This is a genomic window from Arthrobacter jinronghuae (genome assembly GCF_025244825.1).
Classification (GTDB): domain Bacteria; phylum Actinomycetota; class Actinomycetes; order Actinomycetales; family Micrococcaceae; genus Arthrobacter_B; species Arthrobacter_B jinronghuae.
The window spans coordinates 2,028,440-2,046,060 of the sequence record NZ_CP104263.1 but is presented as its reverse complement, the minus strand read 5'-3'; the positions used below and the strand labels follow the sequence as shown (position 1 = coordinate 2,046,060).

Below are 17,621 nucleotides of genomic sequence, written 5' to 3'. Positions count from 1 at the left end.
CCGGCCACTCTTTCTGATGATCGACTAGAAAAGGCCAGACAACACCATGCGTAACGCACAGCAGCCCTCGGGCATGCCGATCAACAAGTACGTTCCCTTCCACGAGCAGATTGCCGTGAACCTGCCGGACCGGACCTGGCCGGACAAGGTCCTCACCAAGGCACCGCGCTGGTGCGCCGTGGACCTGCGGGACGGGAATCAGGCGCTGATCGACCCCATGACGCCCGAACGCAAGCATAAGATGTTCGACCTGCTGGTGAAGATGGGGTTCAAGGAGATCGAAGTCGGTTTCCCCTCCGCCTCCCAGCTGGACTTTGACTTCGTGCGCCAGCTTATCGAGGGGGACCGGATCCCTGATGACGTCACCATCCAGGTCCTGACCCAGTCCAGGGAGCACCTGATTGAGCGCACCTACGAATCCCTTGAGGGCGCGGACCGGGCGATCGTCCACCTGTACAACTCGACGTCGGTGCTGCAGCGACGCGTTGTGTTCAACACGGACCGCGACGGCATTGTGGATATTGCCCTCTCGGGTGCGCGCCTGTGCAGAAAATACGAGGAGCAGCTGCGCGGCGTCGATGTCACCTACGAGTACTCGCCCGAGTCCTACACCGGCACGGAGCTGGATTTTGCGCTGCGGATCTCCGACGCGGTCGCGGAAGTCCTGGAGGCATCCCCTGACCGGCAGATGATCCTGAATCTTCCGGCAACGGTGGAAATGACCACACCGAACGTCTACGCGGACTCCATTGAGTGGATGCACCGGAACATTGCCAACCGCGAATCCGTCATCCTGTCCCTGCACCCGCACAATGACCGGGGCACCGGTGTCGCAGCGGCGGAACTGGGCTACCTCGCCGGCGCGGACCGGATTGAAGGCTGCCTCTTCGGCAACGGCGAACGCACCGGCAATGTGGACTTGGTGACGCTGGGCATGAACCTGTTCAGCCACGGCATAGACCCCCAGATCGACTTCTCCGACATGGACGAGATCCGCCGCACCGTCGAATACTGCAACCAGCTCCCCGTGCCCGAGCGGTCACCGTACGGCGGGGACCTGGTCTTCACCGCCTTCTCCGGCTCCCATCAGGACGCCATTAAGAAGGGCTTCGAAGCCATGGAGAGCCAGGCCGCCGCGGACGGCAAGACGGTGAACGAGCTGCAGTGGGGCGTGCCCTACCTGCCGATCGATCCGAAGGACATCGGCCGCAGCTACGAAGCAGTGATCCGCGTGAATTCCCAGTCCGGCAAGGGCGGCGTGGCCTACCTGCTCAAGAATGAGCACAACCTGGACCTGCCGCGCCGCGCGCAGATCGAATTCTCCGGGGTGATCCAGCGCCGCACGGACACCGCCGGCGGCGAGATCACCGGAGCAGAGCTCTGGAAGGTGTTCCAGGACGAGTACCTGCCGCACACGCCGGAGTCCGACGGCGCGGCCTGGGGACATTACGAGCTGACGTCGGTAAACGCGGACTCGGCTGCCGACGGGCGCTTCAATCTCACCGCCACCCTGAGCGCGGACGGCATAGTGAAGCGGCGGATGGCCAGCGGAACCGGTCCCATTGCGGCGCTGCTGGAAATCCTGGGCCAGGACGGGATCGACGTCCGGCTGCTCGACTACACCGAACACGCATTGTCCGCCAGCGGCAACGCGCACGCCGCGGCGTACGTTGAGCTGGCCGTGGGGGAGCGGGTGCTGTGGGGTGTGGGGATCGATCCCAACACGACCATGTCCGCGTTGAAGGCCGTCATCTCGGCCGTGAACCGGGCCATCCGGGACCAGTCCTAGGCTGCCCGGGGGGCACGCCGGGCGGCAGCGGTCCGCCGGGCGTGCCCGGGCATGGGAAAATAGGTTTCGTGGCCAAATCCTTTGCATCCCGCACTTATCGGGATGACGCGGTTGTCCTGCGCACCCACAAGCTGGGCGAAGCGGACCGCATCCTCGTCCTCCTCACCCGCGAACACGGGCAGGTCCGGGCCGTGGCCAAAGGCGTTCGGCGGACGTCGAGCAAGTTCGGCGCCCGGCTGGAACCGTTCATGGTCGCCGAGCTGCTGCTCGCGCACGGCCGAAACATGGACATCGTGACCCAGGCCCAGACCAAGGGCGCCTACGGGCACGGCATTGCAGCCGATTACGCCCGCTACACAGCTGCGGCCGCAATTGCCGAAACCGCGGAGCGGCTGACCGACATCGACGGCGAGTCCGCCAAGGCCCACTACCAGCTGGTGATCGGCGCCTTCGCGGCCCTCAGCCGCGGTTCCCACGCCCCGGAACTGATCCTGGATTCCTATCTGCTGCGCGCCCTGTCCACCGCCGGGTGGGCACCGAGCTTCACCGACTGTGCACGCTGCGGAGCCCCTGGCCCGCACACCGCATTCTCCGCACCGCTGGGCGGAGCTGTTTGTCCCGCCTGCCGGCCGCCCGGCTCGGCGTCGCCGTCCCCGGAGACCATGGTGCTGCTCGGCGCGCTGCTTACCGGTGACTGGACCACGGCCGACGCCTCCGGCCCGCAGCCGCGCCACGAGTCCGCCGGCCTGGTGGCCGGATATCTTCAGTGGCACCTGGAACGGGTGCTGCGGTCCCTTCAACATGTGGAGCGTGTCTGACCTTGCGTTCAAAATCTTCCGCTGCCAGGCCGGCAGGACCCGTGAGCAGGCCTGCTCCGCACCCCTCCGGCGCGGTTCCGCCGCCTGTTCCGGCGGAGCTGGTGCCCGCCCATGTGGCGATCGTGATGGACGGCAACGGCCGCTGGGCGAACCAGCGCGGCCTGCCCCGGACCGAGGGACACCGCGCCGGGGAGGCTGCGCTGCTGGACGTTATGGCCGGCGCCATCGAGATGGGCATCCGCCATGTTTCCGTGTACGCGTTCTCCACGGAGAACTGGAAGCGTTCCCCGGAGGAGGTCCGCTTCCTCATGGGCTTCAGCCGGGATGTACTGCGCCGGCAGCGGGACCAGCTCAACGAGTGGGGTGTACGGATCCGCTGGTCGGGTCGCCGTCCCCGGTTGTGGCAAAGCGTGGTGCGGGAACTGGAAATTGCGGAAGAAGAAACCCGCAGCAACACCGTGTGCACCTTGAACATGTGCGTGAACTACGGGGGCCGGGCCGAGATCGCCGACGCCGTCGCCGCCATTGCCGCCGACGTCCAGAAGGGCAAGCTGCGGCCCGGGTCCATTTCCGAGAAGACCATCCAGAAGTACCTGGACGAACCGGACCTGCCCGACGTCGACCTGTTCCTGCGCACCTCTGGCGAGCAGCGGTTCTCCAATTTCATGCTCTGGCAGTCCGCATACGCCGAGATGGTCTTTATGGACACCCTCTGGCCGGACGTAGACCGGCGGACCCTGTGGGAAGCGGTGGAAATCTATGCCCGCCGGGACCGCAGGTACGGCGGTGCCGTAGACAAGGCGGCCGGCGGCACGGACACCGGGGAAGCGGCCGGCCAGGCGCCTGCCGCTGCACCTGACAAGGCCGGAGCTAACGCGGGATGATAAAGGCCCTGGACCACCGCTGGATCCCCTCGTAGACCCGGGTGCGGACGGGCAGCGCGGAAAGCAGGGTGTCGTGCAGGGCACCGTCGAACCGGTACACGGTGATCTCCGGGCCAAGCAGGACGCCGCGCTGCACCATCAGGTTCACGTCCAGCACGCTGTCGGTGCGCAGCATCAGCGGATTCCACGTGGGGGAGATGGTGGAGGCGGCAGAGGCGAGCAGCAGCACCGGGACCCGGATGTCGAGGCCGCGGGCGACCCGGGCGTGCCCCGCGAGCACAGCCCTGAGCCAGCCGGCGCGGACCGGGAAACTGAACGGCGGACGCCAGAGCGGATCCACGTCCCACTCTCCGTCCATCGCTGAACTGATGCTCCGGAAGTAGAAACCGAACTCGGGGATCCTCAGCCGGGTCCGGGGCCTCCGGCGGGCGACGGGTTCCAGCAGGCCGTTGGTGGCGAAGCGGAGCATGGAACTGCCGCTGAGCTCCAGCCAGGGACTGTTCAGGATCAGTGCCTGCAGGCGCCCGGGGAAACGGTCCGCCCAGAGTGCGGCGACCAGCCCGCCGGTCGAGTGCGCCATCAGCGTGGTGCGCATGCCCGCGCCGAAACGGGCCTGGATATCCGCCTCCATAGCCTCGAGCGCCGCCTCGATATCGGCGTCGTACTCCGCCAGGTCGCTCACATAGCCCTCCGACTGCCCCGGGCGCAGGCTTCTGCCGTATTTGCGCAGGTCGAGGGCGTAGAAGGCCGCCCCCTGCGCGGCCCAGAACCGTGCCAGGTCCGCCTGGAAGAAATAGTCACTCCATCCGTGCAGGTACAGGACGGCATCGATCTTGCCTCCGGCCGGGACGGGCGGAACCGGCGGACAGTACGAGACCAGGGTTGCAACCACCGGGCCTTCGTCGTCTTCCCCCAGCTCGAGGGTCAGGCTGCGGAACCCGTCGCCGAGAACATCAGGTTTCCAAGTGGGGTGTTCGCGGCGCATGCAACCGACATTAGCCGACCGCGCGCCGGTTTGCCGTTGGGGTTTGGCACACGGTGCCGGTTCTGCAATCTTTGACGTATGCGCATCTATCCCGCCTTTTTCCGGCTCGTTTTCTCCGGCATGGATCCCGAACTGGCCCACCGGATCGGTTTTGTCCTCATCCGTGCCGCCGCCCGCACGCCCGCCGGTCCGGTGCTGCGCCGCCTGATGCGCCCTGCCCCGGTGCTGCGGACCGAGGCACTGGGCCTGACGTTTCCGTCCCCGTTCGGGCTGGCTGCGGGATTCGACAAGGAAGGCTCGGGCATTGTTGCCCTCTGCAACCTGGGCTTCGGGCACGTGGAGGTGGGTACCGTGACTGCCTCCGCCCAGCCGGGCAATCCGAAGCCTCGCCTGTTCCGCCTCGTCGAGGACCGGGCGGTGATCAACCGGATGGGCTTCAACAACGACGGCGCCGCCGCCGTGGCGCCCCGCCTGGACAAGGCCCGGACGGCACTGGCAAAAGCCTTCGGGACGCCGCGGCCCGTCATCGGTGTGAATATCGGCAAGACCAAGACCGTCGAACTCACGGACGCCGTTGAGGACTACCTCGCCAGCACCCGGGAACTGGCCCCCTACGCCGACTACCTCGCCGTTAACGTCAGCTCACCCAACACGCCCGGGCTGCGCCTGCTGCAGGACATTTCCACGCTGCGGCCGCTGCTGGCCCAGGTGGGCAGCGCCGCAGACGAGGCCGCCGGCCGGCACGTCCCGCTGCTGGTCAAGATCGCCCCGGACCTGAGCGACGCGGACATTGACGACGTCGCCGAGCTCGCCCTGTCCCTGAAGCTGGACGGCGTGATCGCCACCAACACCACCATCACCCGGGAAAACCTGGTGACCGACCCGGAACGCGTGATTGCCTGCGGCGTCGGCGGGCTCAGCGGTGCCCCGCTGAAGAAACGGTCCCTCGAGGTACTGCGGCGGCTGCGCGCCGGGCTGGGGGAGGACGGCCCGGCCATCATTTCCGTCGGGGGAGTGGAAACGGCCGCCGATGTACAGGAGCGCCTCGATGCCGGTGCGGTTCTGGTGCAGGGGTACACCGCGTTCCTGTATGAAGGTCCTTTCTGGGCGGCACGGATCAACCGGGGCCTGGCCCGGGCGCGCCGTTAAGCAATGAAAGGGCCGCCCGCGGGCGGCCCTTTCATTTTTCGTACGGAAGTTTGTCTTGGAAAACGCTCAGGAGGGGTACTGGCCGCGGCGGACCTGCGGCTTCGGGAGGCGGAAACGCCGCAGCTGCAGGGAACGGGAAACCCCGTACCAGACATCACCGGGGTTGGGCCCGCCGAACTTGGCCGTCAGGCGCTTCCGGATCTGCCGGCGCAGCATAAAGCTGTCCGCAATGACCAAAAGGATCAGCACCCAGAACGCAGCCATCACAATCAGCTGGACATCGATGCTCGGGATGAAGCTGAACAGGACGAAGACCAGCGCAGCGATCATGATGAATTCGCCGATGTTCCAGCGGGCATCAACAACGTCGCGGACAAACCGGCGGTTGGGGCCCTTGTCCCGAAGGGGAAGGTAACGCTCTTCGCCGGTGTCCAGGGCGCGGCGGGTCTTCAGCCGCTCCTCCCGGAGTGCATCGCGGTTGGCAGCCTTGGCCGCCTTCCGGTCATCAGGAACCAACGGCCGCCGGCGGGCGGCTACCTGGTCCTTGCGGCGGGGCGTCGGGGCACCCTTGCCCACCCGTACGTTGGCTGCCTGGTCAGCGGCAGCTGCCTGGTCCACAGTTTCCTGCGCGGTGGGCGCTTCTTTCTTTCGTCCGAACACATCCCAAGGATACCGTGAAAGATTGTAGGGTTTTGGCTATGACTTCCAACCCCACTCCAGACGCAAATCCCTCATCCGCGGATGTCCATGAGGACGCCCTCCGTGCCAGCGTGGCCGCGGATTTCCCGCGGACCGTCGAGCAGCTCAAGTCCCTGGTGAGCATCCCGGGCATCGCGTGGGACTCCTTTGATCCGGAGCACCTGAACCGCAGTGCCGCCGCCGTCGCCGAGCTGGTCCGCGAAGCCGGCATCGAAGACGTCCAGGTGCTCCGGGTGGACAACAACGGCACCCCCGGCGGCCCCGCCGTCGTCGCCCGCCGTCCCGCCCGGGCCGGCGCGCCCACCGTCCTGCTGTACGCCCACCACGATGTCCAGCCGCCCGGGGACCCGGACCTCTGGGAGTCCGACCCCTTCACCGCCGAAGAGCGCAACGGACGGCTCTACGGCCGCGGCGCTGCTGATGACAAGGCCGGCATCATGGCGCATATCGGTGCACTGCGTGCCCTGGAGGACGTCCTGGGGGAGGAGTCCGGCGTCGGTGTCACCCTGTTCATCGAAGGTGAGGAAGAAGCCGGGTCCCCGACCTTCCGCACCTTCCTGGAGACCTACCAGGACCTGCTGCGGGCCGACGTCATTGTGGTTGCCGATTCGGGCAACTGGAAGGTAGGTGTACCGGCGCTCACCACGAGCCTGCGCGGGCTGGTGGACGGCACCGTGGAGGTGCAGGTGCTGGACCACGCCGTGCACTCCGGGATGTTCGGCGGTCCGGTGCTGGACGCGCCCACCCTGCTGGCCCGGCTGATTGCGACGTTCCATGACGACGCCGGCGACGTCGCCATCGCCGGACTCGTGTCCGGTGACGATGCCGCCGTGGAGTACCCCGAGGCAGACTTCCGTGCCGATTCGTCGCTGCTCGACGGCGTCCGGCTCGCCGGAACGGGCTCCATTGCCTCCCGGCTGTGGACCAAACCCGCCCTGTCGATCATCGGCATAGATGTACCGACCGTGGCGATGTCCTCCAACACCATCCAGCCGAAGGCCCGCGCGAAGTTCAGTCTGCGCCTGGCCCCCGGGCAGAGCCCGGAGGAGGCCATGGCAGCCGTCGAGGCACACGTCCAGGCTCATGCTCCCTTCGGTGCCAAGGTCACGTTCACACCGGGGGAGCAGGGCAATGCCTTCGCCACCGACACCACTGCCAGCGCCGCACGCACCGCGTTGTGGGCCCTCGAACGGGCGTGGGGTGTGGAGCCGGTGGAATCGGGCATGGGCGGATCCATCCCGTTCATCTCGGACCTCGTGGAACTGTTCCCGGAGGCGCAGATCCTGATCACCGGCGTCGAGGATCCGGATTCACGCGCCCACAGCGCCAACGAATCACTGGACCTGGGCGACTTCCGGAACGCCATCCTGGCCGAAGCGCTGCTCCTCGCCCGCCTGGGAGCCGTTGCAGGCTAGGAAACAGGACCAAAGCAGGTGCCGGGCGGGAATTCTTTTAGGCCCGGCACCTGTTAGATCGTTGGGGGCCAGCAGACGTACCATTGAGACACTGGTCCGGCCCGCGGCAGGCGATTCAAGGCGTGTACGCGGAAAGACCAGCTGAGGAAAGAGAGAAACTATGAGCGTTTCCACCAGCGAAAACACGACCGCTGCAGCAGAGGCCGAGCTGCCCGTACACGAAGTACTGCTGTCTGATGTAGCCGCACAGAAGGTCCGCAGCCTGCTGGAGCAGGAAGGCCGCACCGACCTCCGTCTCCGTGTGGCAGTCCAGCCCGGAGGCTGCTCGGGACTCATCTACCAGCTCTACTTCGACGAGCGCGTCCTGGACGGCGACGCCGTCCGTGACTTCGACGGCGTCGAGGTCATCGTGGACAAGATGAGCGTCCCCTACCTGTCCGGCGCATCGATCGACTTCGAGGACACCATCTCGAAGCAGGGGTTCACCATCGACAACCCCAACGCCGGCGGCTCATGCGCCTGTGGAGATTCCTTCCACTAGGAACCATGGCTGCGGCGGCCCGCAATAGGAGCATTAAACGCCCGGCGCGGCGGTGATCTGTCACTGGATCGCCGCGCGTACGGGTAAGCTCTACACGTAGTAGTAAAACTAATGTCCGTAGACGGGAACTTTTTTGTCTCCGTACGGACAGCACTTGCACGCAACAAGAGGAAGGGCCGTCTGTGAGTTCGCAGGACCGAACCAGCAGCCGACGCGCCAGGATCTTAAAGATCTCAGCCGTAACGTCGGCCGGCGCGTTGTTTTTATCGGGGTGTTCATCGGAGGCTCAAACGGGCTGGTTGCCGTCGGACCGCGACACCACTAACCACACCGGCCGCATCATTGACCTGTGGGTCAACTCGTGGATTGCCGCCCTGGCGGTTGGTATCCTCACCTGGGCTTTGATCCTGTGGTGCATGGTTGCCTACCGCCGCCGCAAGAACGAGACCGGGTACCCCCGCCAGCTCAGCTACAACCTGCCGCTGGAAATCTTCTACACGGCCGTACCGCTGTTCATGGTTCTGGTGTTGTTCTACTTCACCAACCAGGACATCAAGGCGATCAATGCAACCAGCGATGACCCGGACCGGGTCATCATTGATGTGCGCGCCAAGCAGTGGTCCTGGGACTTCAACTATGTCAACGAAGACAAGTACTACCAGGGCGTTCAGGTAAACCTCGACGGCCAGGAAGTCAAGCAGGACGAGTTCCCCACGTTGGTGCTCCCTGTTGACCAGACCATCGAACTGCAGCTGAACACCCGCGACGTCCAGCACTCCTTCTGGGTGCCTGCGTTCCTGCAGAAGATGGACGTCTACCCCGGCCGCACCAACGTCATCACCCTCGAAACCGGTAAGACCGGAACCTTCGACGGTAAGTGCGCCGAGCTCTGCGGTGAGTACCACTCCGAAATGCTCTTCAACGTCGAGGTTGTCAGCGAAGCCGAGTACGACGAGTACGTAGCGACCCTGCCCAGCGGGCAGGTCGACGAGAACTACGACCGCCAGTACAACTCAGAATCTAGCGAAGTTAGGAAGTAGGTGACGTCATGACTACTCTCGAATACACTTCGGAAGATTCCGGCACCAGGGTTGCGCCTCGCGTAGTACCCGTCTCCAAGGGACGAATCGTTGTCAGCTGGATCACGTCCACTGACCACAAGACGATCGGGTACATGTACCTGATTGCCTCGTTTATCTTCTTCTGCCTCGCAGGCGTGATGGCATTGGTCATCCGCGCGGAGCTGTTTGAACCCGGTATGCAGATCCTGCAGACCAAGGACCAGTACAACCAGCTGTTCACGATGCACGGCACCGTGATGCTGCTGATGTTCGCCACCCCGCTGTTCTCCGGTTTCGCGAACGTCATCATGCCCCTGCAGATCGGCGCACCGGATGTTGCCTTCCCGCGGTTGAACGCCCTGGCGTTCTGGTTCTTCCTCTTCGGCAGCACCATTGCCGTTGCCGGCTTCATTACGCCGCAGGGCGCAGCTTCCTTCGGCTGGTTCGCGTACACCCCGCTGTCCAGCACCACGTTCTCTCCGGGCGTGGGCGGAGACCTCTGGGTCTTCGGCCTGGCGCTGTCCGGCTTCGGCACCATCCTCGGTGCGGTCAACTTCATCACCACCATCATCTGCATGCGTGCCCCGGGCATGACCATGTGGCGCATGCCGATCTTCACCTGGAACACGCTGGTTACGGCCATCCTGGTCCTGATGGCGTTCCCGCCCCTGGCTGCTGCACTGTTCGCCCTCGGCGCCGACCGGCGCTTCGGAGCGCACATCTTCGATCCGGAACGCGGCGGCGCCATCCTGTGGCAGCACCTGTTCTGGTTCTTCGGCCACCCCGAGGTCTACATCATCGCCCTGCCGTTCTTCGGCATCGTCTCCGAGATCTTCCCGGTCTTCAGCCGCAAGCCGATCTTCGGCTACAAGGGCCTGGTCTACGCAACCATCGCCATCGCCGCCCTGTCGGTGACGGTCTGGGCGCACCACATGTACGTGACCGGCGCAGTCATGCTGCCGTTCTTCGCCTTCATGACGATGTTGATTGCGGTGCCTACGGGCGTGAAGTTCTTCAACTGGATCGGCACCATGTGGCGGGGGTCCATTACCTTTGAGACCCCCATGCTCTGGAGCATCGGCTTCCTCATTACGTTCCTCTTCGGCGGTCTGACCGGCATCATCCTGTCCTCCCCGCCGCTGGACTTCCACGTCTCGGATACGTACTTCGTGGTGGCACACTTCCACTACGTCATCTTCGGCACCGTGGTGTTCGCGATGTTCGCAGGCTTCTACTTCTGGTGGCCCAAGTGGACCGGCAAGATGCTCAACGAACGCCTGGGCAAGATCCACTTCTGGCTCCTGTTCATCGGCTTCCACGGCACCTTCCTCATCCAGCACTGGCTGGGTGTCCTGGGCATGCCGCGCCGCTACGCCGACTACCTGGTGGAAGACAACTTCACCGCGATGAACCAGTTCTCCACCATCGCCTCCTTCGTCCTGGGTGCCTCGATGATCCCGTTCTTCTGGAACGTGTACATCACCTGGCGCCACGGCAAGAAGGTTGAAGTGGATGACCCCTGGGGCTTCGGTGGCTCGCTCGAGTGGGCAACTTCCTGCCCGCCGCCGCGCCACAACTTCACGTCGCTGCCCCGGATCCGTTCGGAGCGTCCGGCACTGGACCTGCACCACCCCGAGCTGCAGCAGCACGTCACTGACGATTCCGCGGCTGCCAAGGTATTCGGCCCCGGCGACCGGAAGGAAAAAGTCTAATGAAGGTTGAGACTAAACTCTTCGCTTACATGGCGCCGTTCTTCGTCGTCGTCGGCGTGGTCTACGGCTACATGGTCGAGTGGACGGAGCCCGTCGGTTACCTGGCGCTCTTCCTCACCGGCGGCATGTCCGGGATGATCGCCTACTACATCGGCTTCACCGGCAAGCGGGTCGGTCCCCGCCCCGAGGATCGTCTGGACGCCGAGATCCACGAAGGTTCCGGCGAGCAGGGCTTCTTCAGCCCGTGGAGCTGGTGGCCGCTGCTGCTGGGTGCCTCTGCCGCTATCGGCTTCCTGGGCATGGCAGTGGGCTGGTGGATCCTGTACATCGGTGCCGGCCTAGCCGTCATCGCGCTGGTTGGCTGGGTTTTCGAGTACAGCCGCGGAAACCACGCCCACTAGGGACTGCATAACAGCATAAAAAGGAAGGACCCGCAGGTGACTGCGGGTCCTTCCTTTTTGCGTTGGTCCGCCCCACGAGACAAGGAACGCTGCAGGGGAGGGGCGGTGCAGAGATACCGGTATTCTTAGACGGCAGCAGTTTTCCCAGCCGAAGGGGCGGAATAGAAGTATGCGTAGGTATGGTCCGTCCGCCGCTTCGGGACACCACCGGTGAGCAATCACCGGCTGCGGCTGCTCACCGAGGGCATCGATCCGGCCGCAGGCATCGCCAAGCACGTACAGCTCCAGGGCATCCTCCGCCGGTTCGTGGAAACCCATGCCGGGGCAGGGGAGGCCATCCCTTCAGAGCGTGAGCTTTCCGAACACTTCTCCGTGGCCCGCATGACCATCCGCCAGGCCGTGGATGCCCTGGTGGCGGACGGCGTCCTGGAGCGCGTCGTCGGGCTGGGGACCTTCGTGGCACGGACGAAGATGGACCTGCAGGTACAGCTGACTTCCTACTCCGAGGAAATGCACCGCCGCGGCATGGTCCCCGACGCACACGTCCTGAGCTTCGAGCAGATCGGCGCCTCGCAGCTGGTGGCGCGCGAGCTGCAGATTGAACCGGGCCAGCCGGTTATCCGCTTCCGCAGGCAGCTGCTGGCGGACGGCGAACCGATGAGCGTTGATGAAAACTTCATCCCGGCGCACTACGTACCCGGCATTCTCGAGGAAGATCCGCCGACGTCGCTCTACAACGTGCTGAGCGAGCGGTACGGCCTGGTGATGGAGTGGGGTGAGGACACCATCGAGGCAACGGCGGCCTCGGCCTCCATCGCCCGCCTGCTCAACGTTGAGCTCGGCGCACCGGTGCTGAAGATCCAGCGCCACGCCTACGTGTCACGGGCAATGGTCGACTACTCGGTGTCCTACTACCGCGCGGACCGCTACAAGCTCTGGGTGCCGCTTCAGCGTCCCGGAGTACGCACCCCCCGCTCATACCACCCGCGCCGGCGACCGAGCGCCTGAGTGCCACCCAGGGGGTCGCAGGCCCCGCCCACAAACCACAGCAGGAAGAGGAACACCACTATGGTCACCATTCGGATGTACAAGCGCGACGAGGCGGGGGTGCTCCATTTCCGTGAGGCCCTCTATGACGAGGACGAGGGGCAGTTGATGCTTTCCTCCGGCCCCGTGGGCTACGAAGGGTCGGCGAAGGTACAGGATGTGGCGCCCGACGCCGCGGAGGGCCTACTGCACGCCTTTGCCGTCACCTCGGAGGAAGAGGGATACGCGGAGATTGATCCGGCAGACCAACACTGGGTCATCGTTCAGTACGCACTCAAGACCGCCGACGGCACCGAGCGGGACCGTTACCTCGAGCACAAGGCCACCCAGGCCATTTCGTCGTACTTCCTGTGGCGGGGGCTGGGGGAGGTGGACCACACGGAGTTCGCACCGCGCAAGCTGAATATCTATTGCCTGGTCCCGGACGTGAACAAGGCAGTTGCGGGCCTGAAGGTAGTGCTGCGGGACCCGCTGCTGGACTTCACCAAACTCACCATTGGATCCGCGCCCGTGGCCGACCTGACGGCCCTGAAGCAGCGGTATCCGCTTCCGGCCAAGCGGCCGTTCACGCTGGCCTAGCGAACTAATCACCGGCACGCCGCCGGTACGTGCGGATAACAAAGAAGAGGGCCCGACCGGATGATCCGGTCGGGCCCTCTTCTTACACTGCCTTGCGGCTAGCGCTGTTCGATCGACACCTGGTCGTCAGCCTTGGCTGCAACCTCGGACGGCGATTCGTGGTGATGCGCATTCTCCAGTTCGGACGGCGTCACCGGAGCAACGCGGTCCTCGAAGAAGAAGCGGGACAGCTTGGCGCGTCGCTTCTCCTTTCCGGAGATCTTGCCGTTGGCGTCCGGCTGGGCCGGGAGCGCCTTGTAGGAGTCAAAGTCCACCAGGCGGTAGCGCTTGTACTCGTCCAGCGGCTCGTGCACCTCGATGTACTCGCCGTGCGGGAGACGGACGATGCGTCCGCTCTCAACACCGTGCAGGACAATCTCGCGGTCCTTGCGCTGCAGCGCCAGGGCGATGCGGCGGGCAATGATGAAGCCCAGGATCGGACCAACGAAGAACAGGACACGGAGCCAGTACGTCACATCGTTCAGCGACACGTGGAAGTGCGTGGCGATGAGGTCGGAGCTGGCAGCGGCCCACATGACGCAGTAGAACGTGATGCCTGCAACGCCGACGCCGGTGCGGTACGGCGCGTTGCGCGGACGGTCCAGCAGGTTGTGGACCCGCTTGTCCTTGGTCAGCCAGGCTTCGATCCACGGCCATGCGAACAGCAGGGTGAAGACGAGGCCTGCCGGGCCCAGGGCCGGCAGCAGCACGTTCAGCGACAGGGTGTTATCGCCCCACGGGAACGGGATGACCCATTCCAGCGGGAACCCGCCGATGAAGCCGGGCATCAGGCGCAGGGCGCCGTCGACCCAACCGATGTACCAGTCAGGCTGGGTACCGGCGGACACGGGGGAGGGATCGTAGGGACCGTAGTTCCAGATCGGGTTGATGGTGAAGAAGCCCGCGATGATGGCAATCACGCCGAAGACGATGAAGAAGAAGCCGCCGGCCTTCGCTGCGTAGACCGGGCCGACCGGGTAACCGACAACGTTGTTGTTGGTCCGGCCGGGGCCGCGGAACTGCGTGTGCTTGTGGATGACCACCATGAACAGGTGGATCGCAATCATCAGCAGGATCAGCGCCGGAACCAGGAGGATATGCAGCATGTACAGACGGCCGATAATCGCCGTTCCGGGGAATTCACCTCCGAAGAGGAAGAAGCTGATGTAGGTGCCCACCACGGGGACAGACTTGATGACGCCGTCGATGATGCGCAGGCCGTTGCCGGAGAGCAGGTCATCGGGGAGGGAGTAGCCGGTGAAGCCGGCAGCCAGGGACAGGATCAGCAGGACGCCGCCCACCACCCAGTTGAGCTCGCGGGGCTTGCGGAACGCGCCGGTGAAGAACACGCGGAGCATGTGCACCGAGACGGCCGCTACGAAGAGCAGGGCCGACCAGTGGTGCACCTGGCGCATGAAGAGGCCGCCGCGGACATCGAAGGAGATGTTCAGGGAGGACTCATAGGCCACGGACATTTCCACGCCGCGCAGCGGAACGTAGCTGCCTTCGTAACGCGTTTCCGCCATGGACGGATCGAAGAAGAACGTCAGGAACGTTCCGGTCAGCAGCAGGATGACGAAGCAGTACAGCGCCACTTCGCCGAACATGAACGACCAGTGGTCGGGGAAGATCTTGCGGCCCAGACCCTTGACCATGCCGGAGCCGTTGACCCGTGAGTCAACGAAGTTGGTGACGCGTCCCAGACGGGTTTTGGCCTCGTAAGGGGTGGCAGAGGTAACACTCATGGTTAGCCACGCTCCCAGTAGCTCGGTCCGACAGGTTCTTCGAAGTCGCGCTGGGCGACCAGGTAGCCCTCGCTGTCGACCTCGATCGGCAGCTGCGGCAGTGCGTGCCCGGCCGGTCCGAAGATGACTTTGCATTCCTGCGTGACATCGAAGGTCGACTGGTGGCACGGGCACAGCAGGTGGTGCGTCTGCTGCTCGTAAAGGGCAACCGGGCACCCAACGTGCGTGCAGATCTTGGAGTAGGCGACAATGCCGTCCACTGCCCAGTCTTCGCGGCCGGGGGAGGGGTTCAGGTCCTCGGGGTTCAGGCGCATCAGCAGGACAACAGCCTTGGCCTTTTCCTCGAGCTTGTGCTCGTGCAGGTCGTTCAGACCGTCGGGGATGACGTGGAACGCCGAGCCCAGGGTGACATCCGAAGCCTTGATCGGGGTGCCGCTGGGGTCGCGCACCAGGCGGGTACCCTCTTTCCACATCGTGTGGCGAAGGGTATTGCCCGGAAGCGGGCCGAGGTCCCGGAAGACGGCAATAGCCGGCAGCGGTGCCAGGACCATGGCGCCGAGGAGGGTGTTGCGGATCAGGGGACGGCGCTTGATGCCCGTTTCCTCGATGATGTCCCCAACCATCTTCTCCGCAATCACACGATCCTCTTCAGGACGGATCTCGTGACGCTCTTCGGTGATCTCGTGGTCCGGCATAAGCGTCTTTGCCCAGTGGACAATGCCGACGCCGATTCCGAGCATCGCGAACGCGGTGCCGAGCCCCAGGAGGATGTTCTGCAGCCGCAGTTCAGCGATGCTGGCATCATCCAGGTGGATGCTGAAGTACCCGATGAAAAATACGATGGTGCCGATGATCGACACGATGAACAGGCTCGCCACCTGCCGCTCTGCCCGCTTTTCGGCGCGGGGATTTGTGTCGGCTAGACGAGGGCGGTGTGGGGGAAGTCCCGGATTCTGGAACTTCTCCTCATCTCCCTGGCCAGCCGTAGCGACGGTGCCCGAGGTGTTCGGACTGCCGTGACTATGGTCGCCCATGATCCCCCTCATCCTTCTCTGAAAACTGCATTTATAGACCTATATGTAACTGTGATGTCACCCGTGGAGGTGAGCGCGGCTGTGGTTAGGAAGACCGGGAGGTCAACCAGATGGTGAAAGCGATGATGATTCCCAGACCGGCGGTCCAGATGAACAGACCCTCGGATACGGGACCGAGCGAGCCCAGCTGGGCTCCACCGGGGGAGCCGCTGGTTTCGATGTCCTTGAGGAACGTGATGATGTCCTGCTTGTCCTCGGGAGTGATGTTGGTGTCGCTGAAGACAGGCATGTTCTGCGGGCCGGTGACCATGGCCTCGTAGATGTGCTTTTCGCTGACGCCGTCCAGGCTCGGAGCGAACTTGCCCCGGGTCAGTGCGCCGCCGGCAGCTGCGGCGTTGTGGCACATGGCGCAGTTCACGCGGAACAGCTCACCGCCGTTGGCGGATGCCTCTTCATCGGTGGTGTCCGGCTCAAGGTATTCCGAATCCGGAACCGAAGGGCCGGCACCGAGGCTGGAGACATAGGCAGCCAGTTCGGCGGTCTGGTCTTCGCTGAACTGGACCGGCTTCTCCTGGGCCTGCGGGCCCTGCATGGCCATCGGCATACGGCCGGTGCCCACCTGGAAGTCGACCGATGCTGCGCCGACGCCTACCAGCGAAGGCCCGTTTTCGGTGCCCGTGGCTTCAATGCCGTGGCACGTTGCACAGTTGGCGACGAAGAGCTTCTCGCCCTCGCTGACGTCTTCGGCAGTGTACGTGGTGGTAGCTGCCTGGGCCTGGTTGGCTCCGTTGGCTACGGCATAGAGACCACCCGTAACGAGGAGTCCCAGCAGCAGCAGCGCGACTGCTGCGAGGGGATGACGCCGCCTTTGCGATAGTGCCTTCACTTCGTAGTTCCTAACTTATGTGGTCTTTGGGAAACTTGTGCCACTTTGAAGTATTTCGTGGGGTGCGGGTCCTCAAGCAGTGTTACTTGAGGAAGTAAATGATGACGAACAGGGCAATCCAGACCACATCGACGAAGTGCCAGTAGTACGAGGTTACGATCGCCGAAGTTGCTTCGAAGTGTCCGAAGCGCTTGGCGGCGTAGGCACGGCCGATGATGAAGAGGAACGCGATCAGGCCGCCGGCCACGTGCAGGCCGTGGAAACCGGTGGTGAGGTAGAACGCGGAACCGTAGGAGTTCGACGAGAGGGAGACGCCTTCAGAGACGAGCATGGCGTATTCGTAGGCCTGTACGGAGACGAAGATTGCTCCGAGGAAGAAGGTCAGCAGGAACCACTCAGTCATGCCCCAACGGGAGAACTTCAGGAGCCCTCCGGTGCGGCGAGGCTGAAGTCGTTCTGCGGCGAAGACGCCGAACTGGCAAGTGAAGGAGCTGGAAACAAGGATCACCGTGTTCACGAAAGCGAACGGAACGTTCAGCTTCTCGGTCTCCATGGCCCACAGTTCGGTCGAGACCGAGCGAAGAGTGAAATACATGGCGAAGAGAGCAGCAAAGAACATCAGTTCGCTGGAGAGCCACACCACGGTTCCTACGGAAACCATATTGGGGCGGTTCAGCGTGGGGTGAGCCGGGGTACTGGGGGCATGGGTCGCTGTTGTCACATAGACATTATGGCGGTAAAACTGCCCAGTTCTCCAACAGATCGGGGCCGACGGCGCGTCCAAAGCGGGCAACGCCGCCCCGGATCCCAGTATTGGCGCGGAAATAGGCCTCACAG

The 17,621-nt window shown here is 64.3% G+C and carries 17 protein-coding genes; 11 read left to right on the top strand and 6 right to left on the bottom strand.

All coding sequences use genetic code 11. The features are described 5' to 3' along the window. Window positions 1–46: 46 nt before the first annotated feature. The 3 genes from leuA to N2K98_RS09535 all read left to right on the top strand — a co-directional run bounded on the left by leuA (window position 47) and on the right by N2K98_RS09535 (window position 3,491). On the top strand, window positions 47–1,789 hold the full coding sequence (gene leuA / locus N2K98_RS09545) for a 2-isopropylmalate synthase (RefSeq protein ID WP_255865653.1): 1,743 nt from the start codon (window positions 47–49) through the stop codon (window positions 1,787–1,789). 68 nt (window positions 1,790–1,857) lie between these two features. Beyond that, window positions 1,858–2,607, top strand: coding sequence for a DNA repair protein RecO (gene recO, locus N2K98_RS09540; protein ID WP_255865651.1), 750 nt, complete (start codon window positions 1,858–1,860; stop codon window positions 2,605–2,607). A 41-nt stretch (window positions 2,608–2,648) separates the two neighbouring features. Further along, window positions 2,649–3,491, top strand: a complete 843-nt coding sequence (locus N2K98_RS09535; RefSeq protein ID WP_407079982.1) for an isoprenyl transferase — start codon at window positions 2,649–2,651, stop codon at window positions 3,489–3,491. On the opposite strand, the gene N2K98_RS09530 is transcribed toward N2K98_RS09535, so the two are convergent. Further along, window positions 3,478–4,476: an alpha/beta hydrolase gene (locus tag N2K98_RS09530; RefSeq protein ID WP_255865650.1), complete on the bottom strand. Its 999-nt coding sequence runs from the start codon at window positions 4,474–4,476 to the stop codon at window positions 3,478–3,480. The two genes, N2K98_RS09535 and N2K98_RS09530, sit on opposite strands and share 14 nt — an antisense overlap. A 78-nt stretch (window positions 4,477–4,554) precedes the next feature. On the opposite strand from N2K98_RS09530, the gene N2K98_RS09525 reads away from it, so the two are divergent. Then, window positions 4,555–5,625: a quinone-dependent dihydroorotate dehydrogenase gene (locus N2K98_RS09525; RefSeq protein WP_255865649.1), complete on the top strand. Its 1,071-nt coding sequence runs from the start codon at window positions 4,555–4,557 to the stop codon at window positions 5,623–5,625. Between the two features lie 66 nt (window positions 5,626–5,691). Here N2K98_RS09525 and N2K98_RS09520 read toward each other — a convergent pair whose 3' ends face one another. Then, window positions 5,692–6,285, bottom strand: a complete 594-nt coding sequence (locus N2K98_RS09520; protein ID WP_255797646.1) for a DUF3043 domain-containing protein — start codon at window positions 6,283–6,285, stop codon at window positions 5,692–5,694. A 38-nt stretch (window positions 6,286–6,323) separates the two neighbouring features. Here N2K98_RS09520 and N2K98_RS09515 point away from each other — a divergent pair, with 38 nt between their 5' ends. From N2K98_RS09515 to N2K98_RS09485, 7 genes are all read left to right on the top strand, one after another. Beyond that, entirely contained in the window at window positions 6,324–7,739 is a 1,416-nt protein-coding gene (locus tag N2K98_RS09515) for a dipeptidase (protein ID WP_255797647.1), read from the top strand. Between the two features lie 160 nt (window positions 7,740–7,899). Next, window positions 7,900–8,280: a HesB/IscA family protein gene (locus tag N2K98_RS09510; protein ID WP_229951839.1), complete on the top strand. Its 381-nt coding sequence runs from the start codon at window positions 7,900–7,902 to the stop codon at window positions 8,278–8,280. A 182-nt stretch (window positions 8,281–8,462) separates the two neighbouring features. Then, window positions 8,463–9,320, top strand: coding sequence for an aa3-type cytochrome oxidase subunit II (ctaC, locus tag N2K98_RS09505; protein WP_255797648.1), 858 nt, complete (start codon window positions 8,463–8,465; stop codon window positions 9,318–9,320). A gap of 8 nt (window positions 9,321–9,328) precedes the next feature. Continuing rightward, the gene (gene ctaD, locus N2K98_RS09500; RefSeq protein WP_229951841.1) at window positions 9,329–11,053 is read left to right on the top strand and encodes an aa3-type cytochrome oxidase subunit I; all 1,725 of its coding nucleotides are present in this window, start codon (window positions 9,329–9,331) and stop codon (window positions 11,051–11,053) included. Then, on the top strand, window positions 11,053–11,454 hold the full coding sequence (locus N2K98_RS09495) for a cytochrome c oxidase subunit 4 (protein WP_255797649.1): 402 nt from the start codon (window positions 11,053–11,055) through the stop codon (window positions 11,452–11,454). Before ctaD ends, N2K98_RS09495 begins: the two co-directional genes overlap by 1 nt. A 210-nt stretch (window positions 11,455–11,664) precedes the next feature. Next, window positions 11,665–12,462 (top strand): GntR family transcriptional regulator, encoded by a 798-nt coding sequence (locus N2K98_RS09490; protein ID WP_370646405.1) that lies wholly within the window; start codon window positions 11,665–11,667, stop codon window positions 12,460–12,462. A 60-nt stretch (window positions 12,463–12,522) separates the two neighbouring features. After that, entirely contained in the window at window positions 12,523–13,080 is a 558-nt protein-coding gene (locus N2K98_RS09485) for a hypothetical protein (protein WP_255797650.1), read from the top strand. Between the two features lie 98 nt (window positions 13,081–13,178). Here the strand turns inward: N2K98_RS09485 and qcrB are convergent, their stop codons facing one another. From qcrB to ctaE, 4 genes are all read right to left on the bottom strand, one after another. Beyond that, a complete protein-coding gene (gene qcrB / locus N2K98_RS09480) occupies window positions 13,179–14,864 on the bottom strand; it encodes a cytochrome bc1 complex cytochrome b subunit (protein ID WP_255797651.1) in 1,686 nt (561 codons plus the stop codon). A gap of 2 nt (window positions 14,865–14,866) precedes the next feature. Further along, the gene (gene qcrA / locus N2K98_RS09475; RefSeq protein WP_255797652.1) at window positions 14,867–15,898 is read right to left on the bottom strand and encodes a cytochrome bc1 complex Rieske iron-sulfur subunit; all 1,032 of its coding nucleotides are present in this window, start codon (window positions 15,896–15,898) and stop codon (window positions 14,867–14,869) included. Between the two features lie 85 nt (window positions 15,899–15,983). Beyond that, window positions 15,984–16,784, bottom strand: a complete 801-nt coding sequence (qcrC, locus tag N2K98_RS09470; RefSeq protein ID WP_255797653.1) for a cytochrome bc1 complex diheme cytochrome c subunit — start codon at window positions 16,782–16,784, stop codon at window positions 15,984–15,986. A gap of 82 nt (window positions 16,785–16,866) precedes the next feature. After that, window positions 16,867–17,505 (bottom strand): aa3-type cytochrome oxidase subunit III, encoded by a 639-nt coding sequence (ctaE, locus tag N2K98_RS09465; protein WP_255797654.1) that lies wholly within the window; start codon window positions 17,503–17,505, stop codon window positions 16,867–16,869. Between the last annotated feature and the right edge of the window lie 116 nt (window positions 17,506–17,621).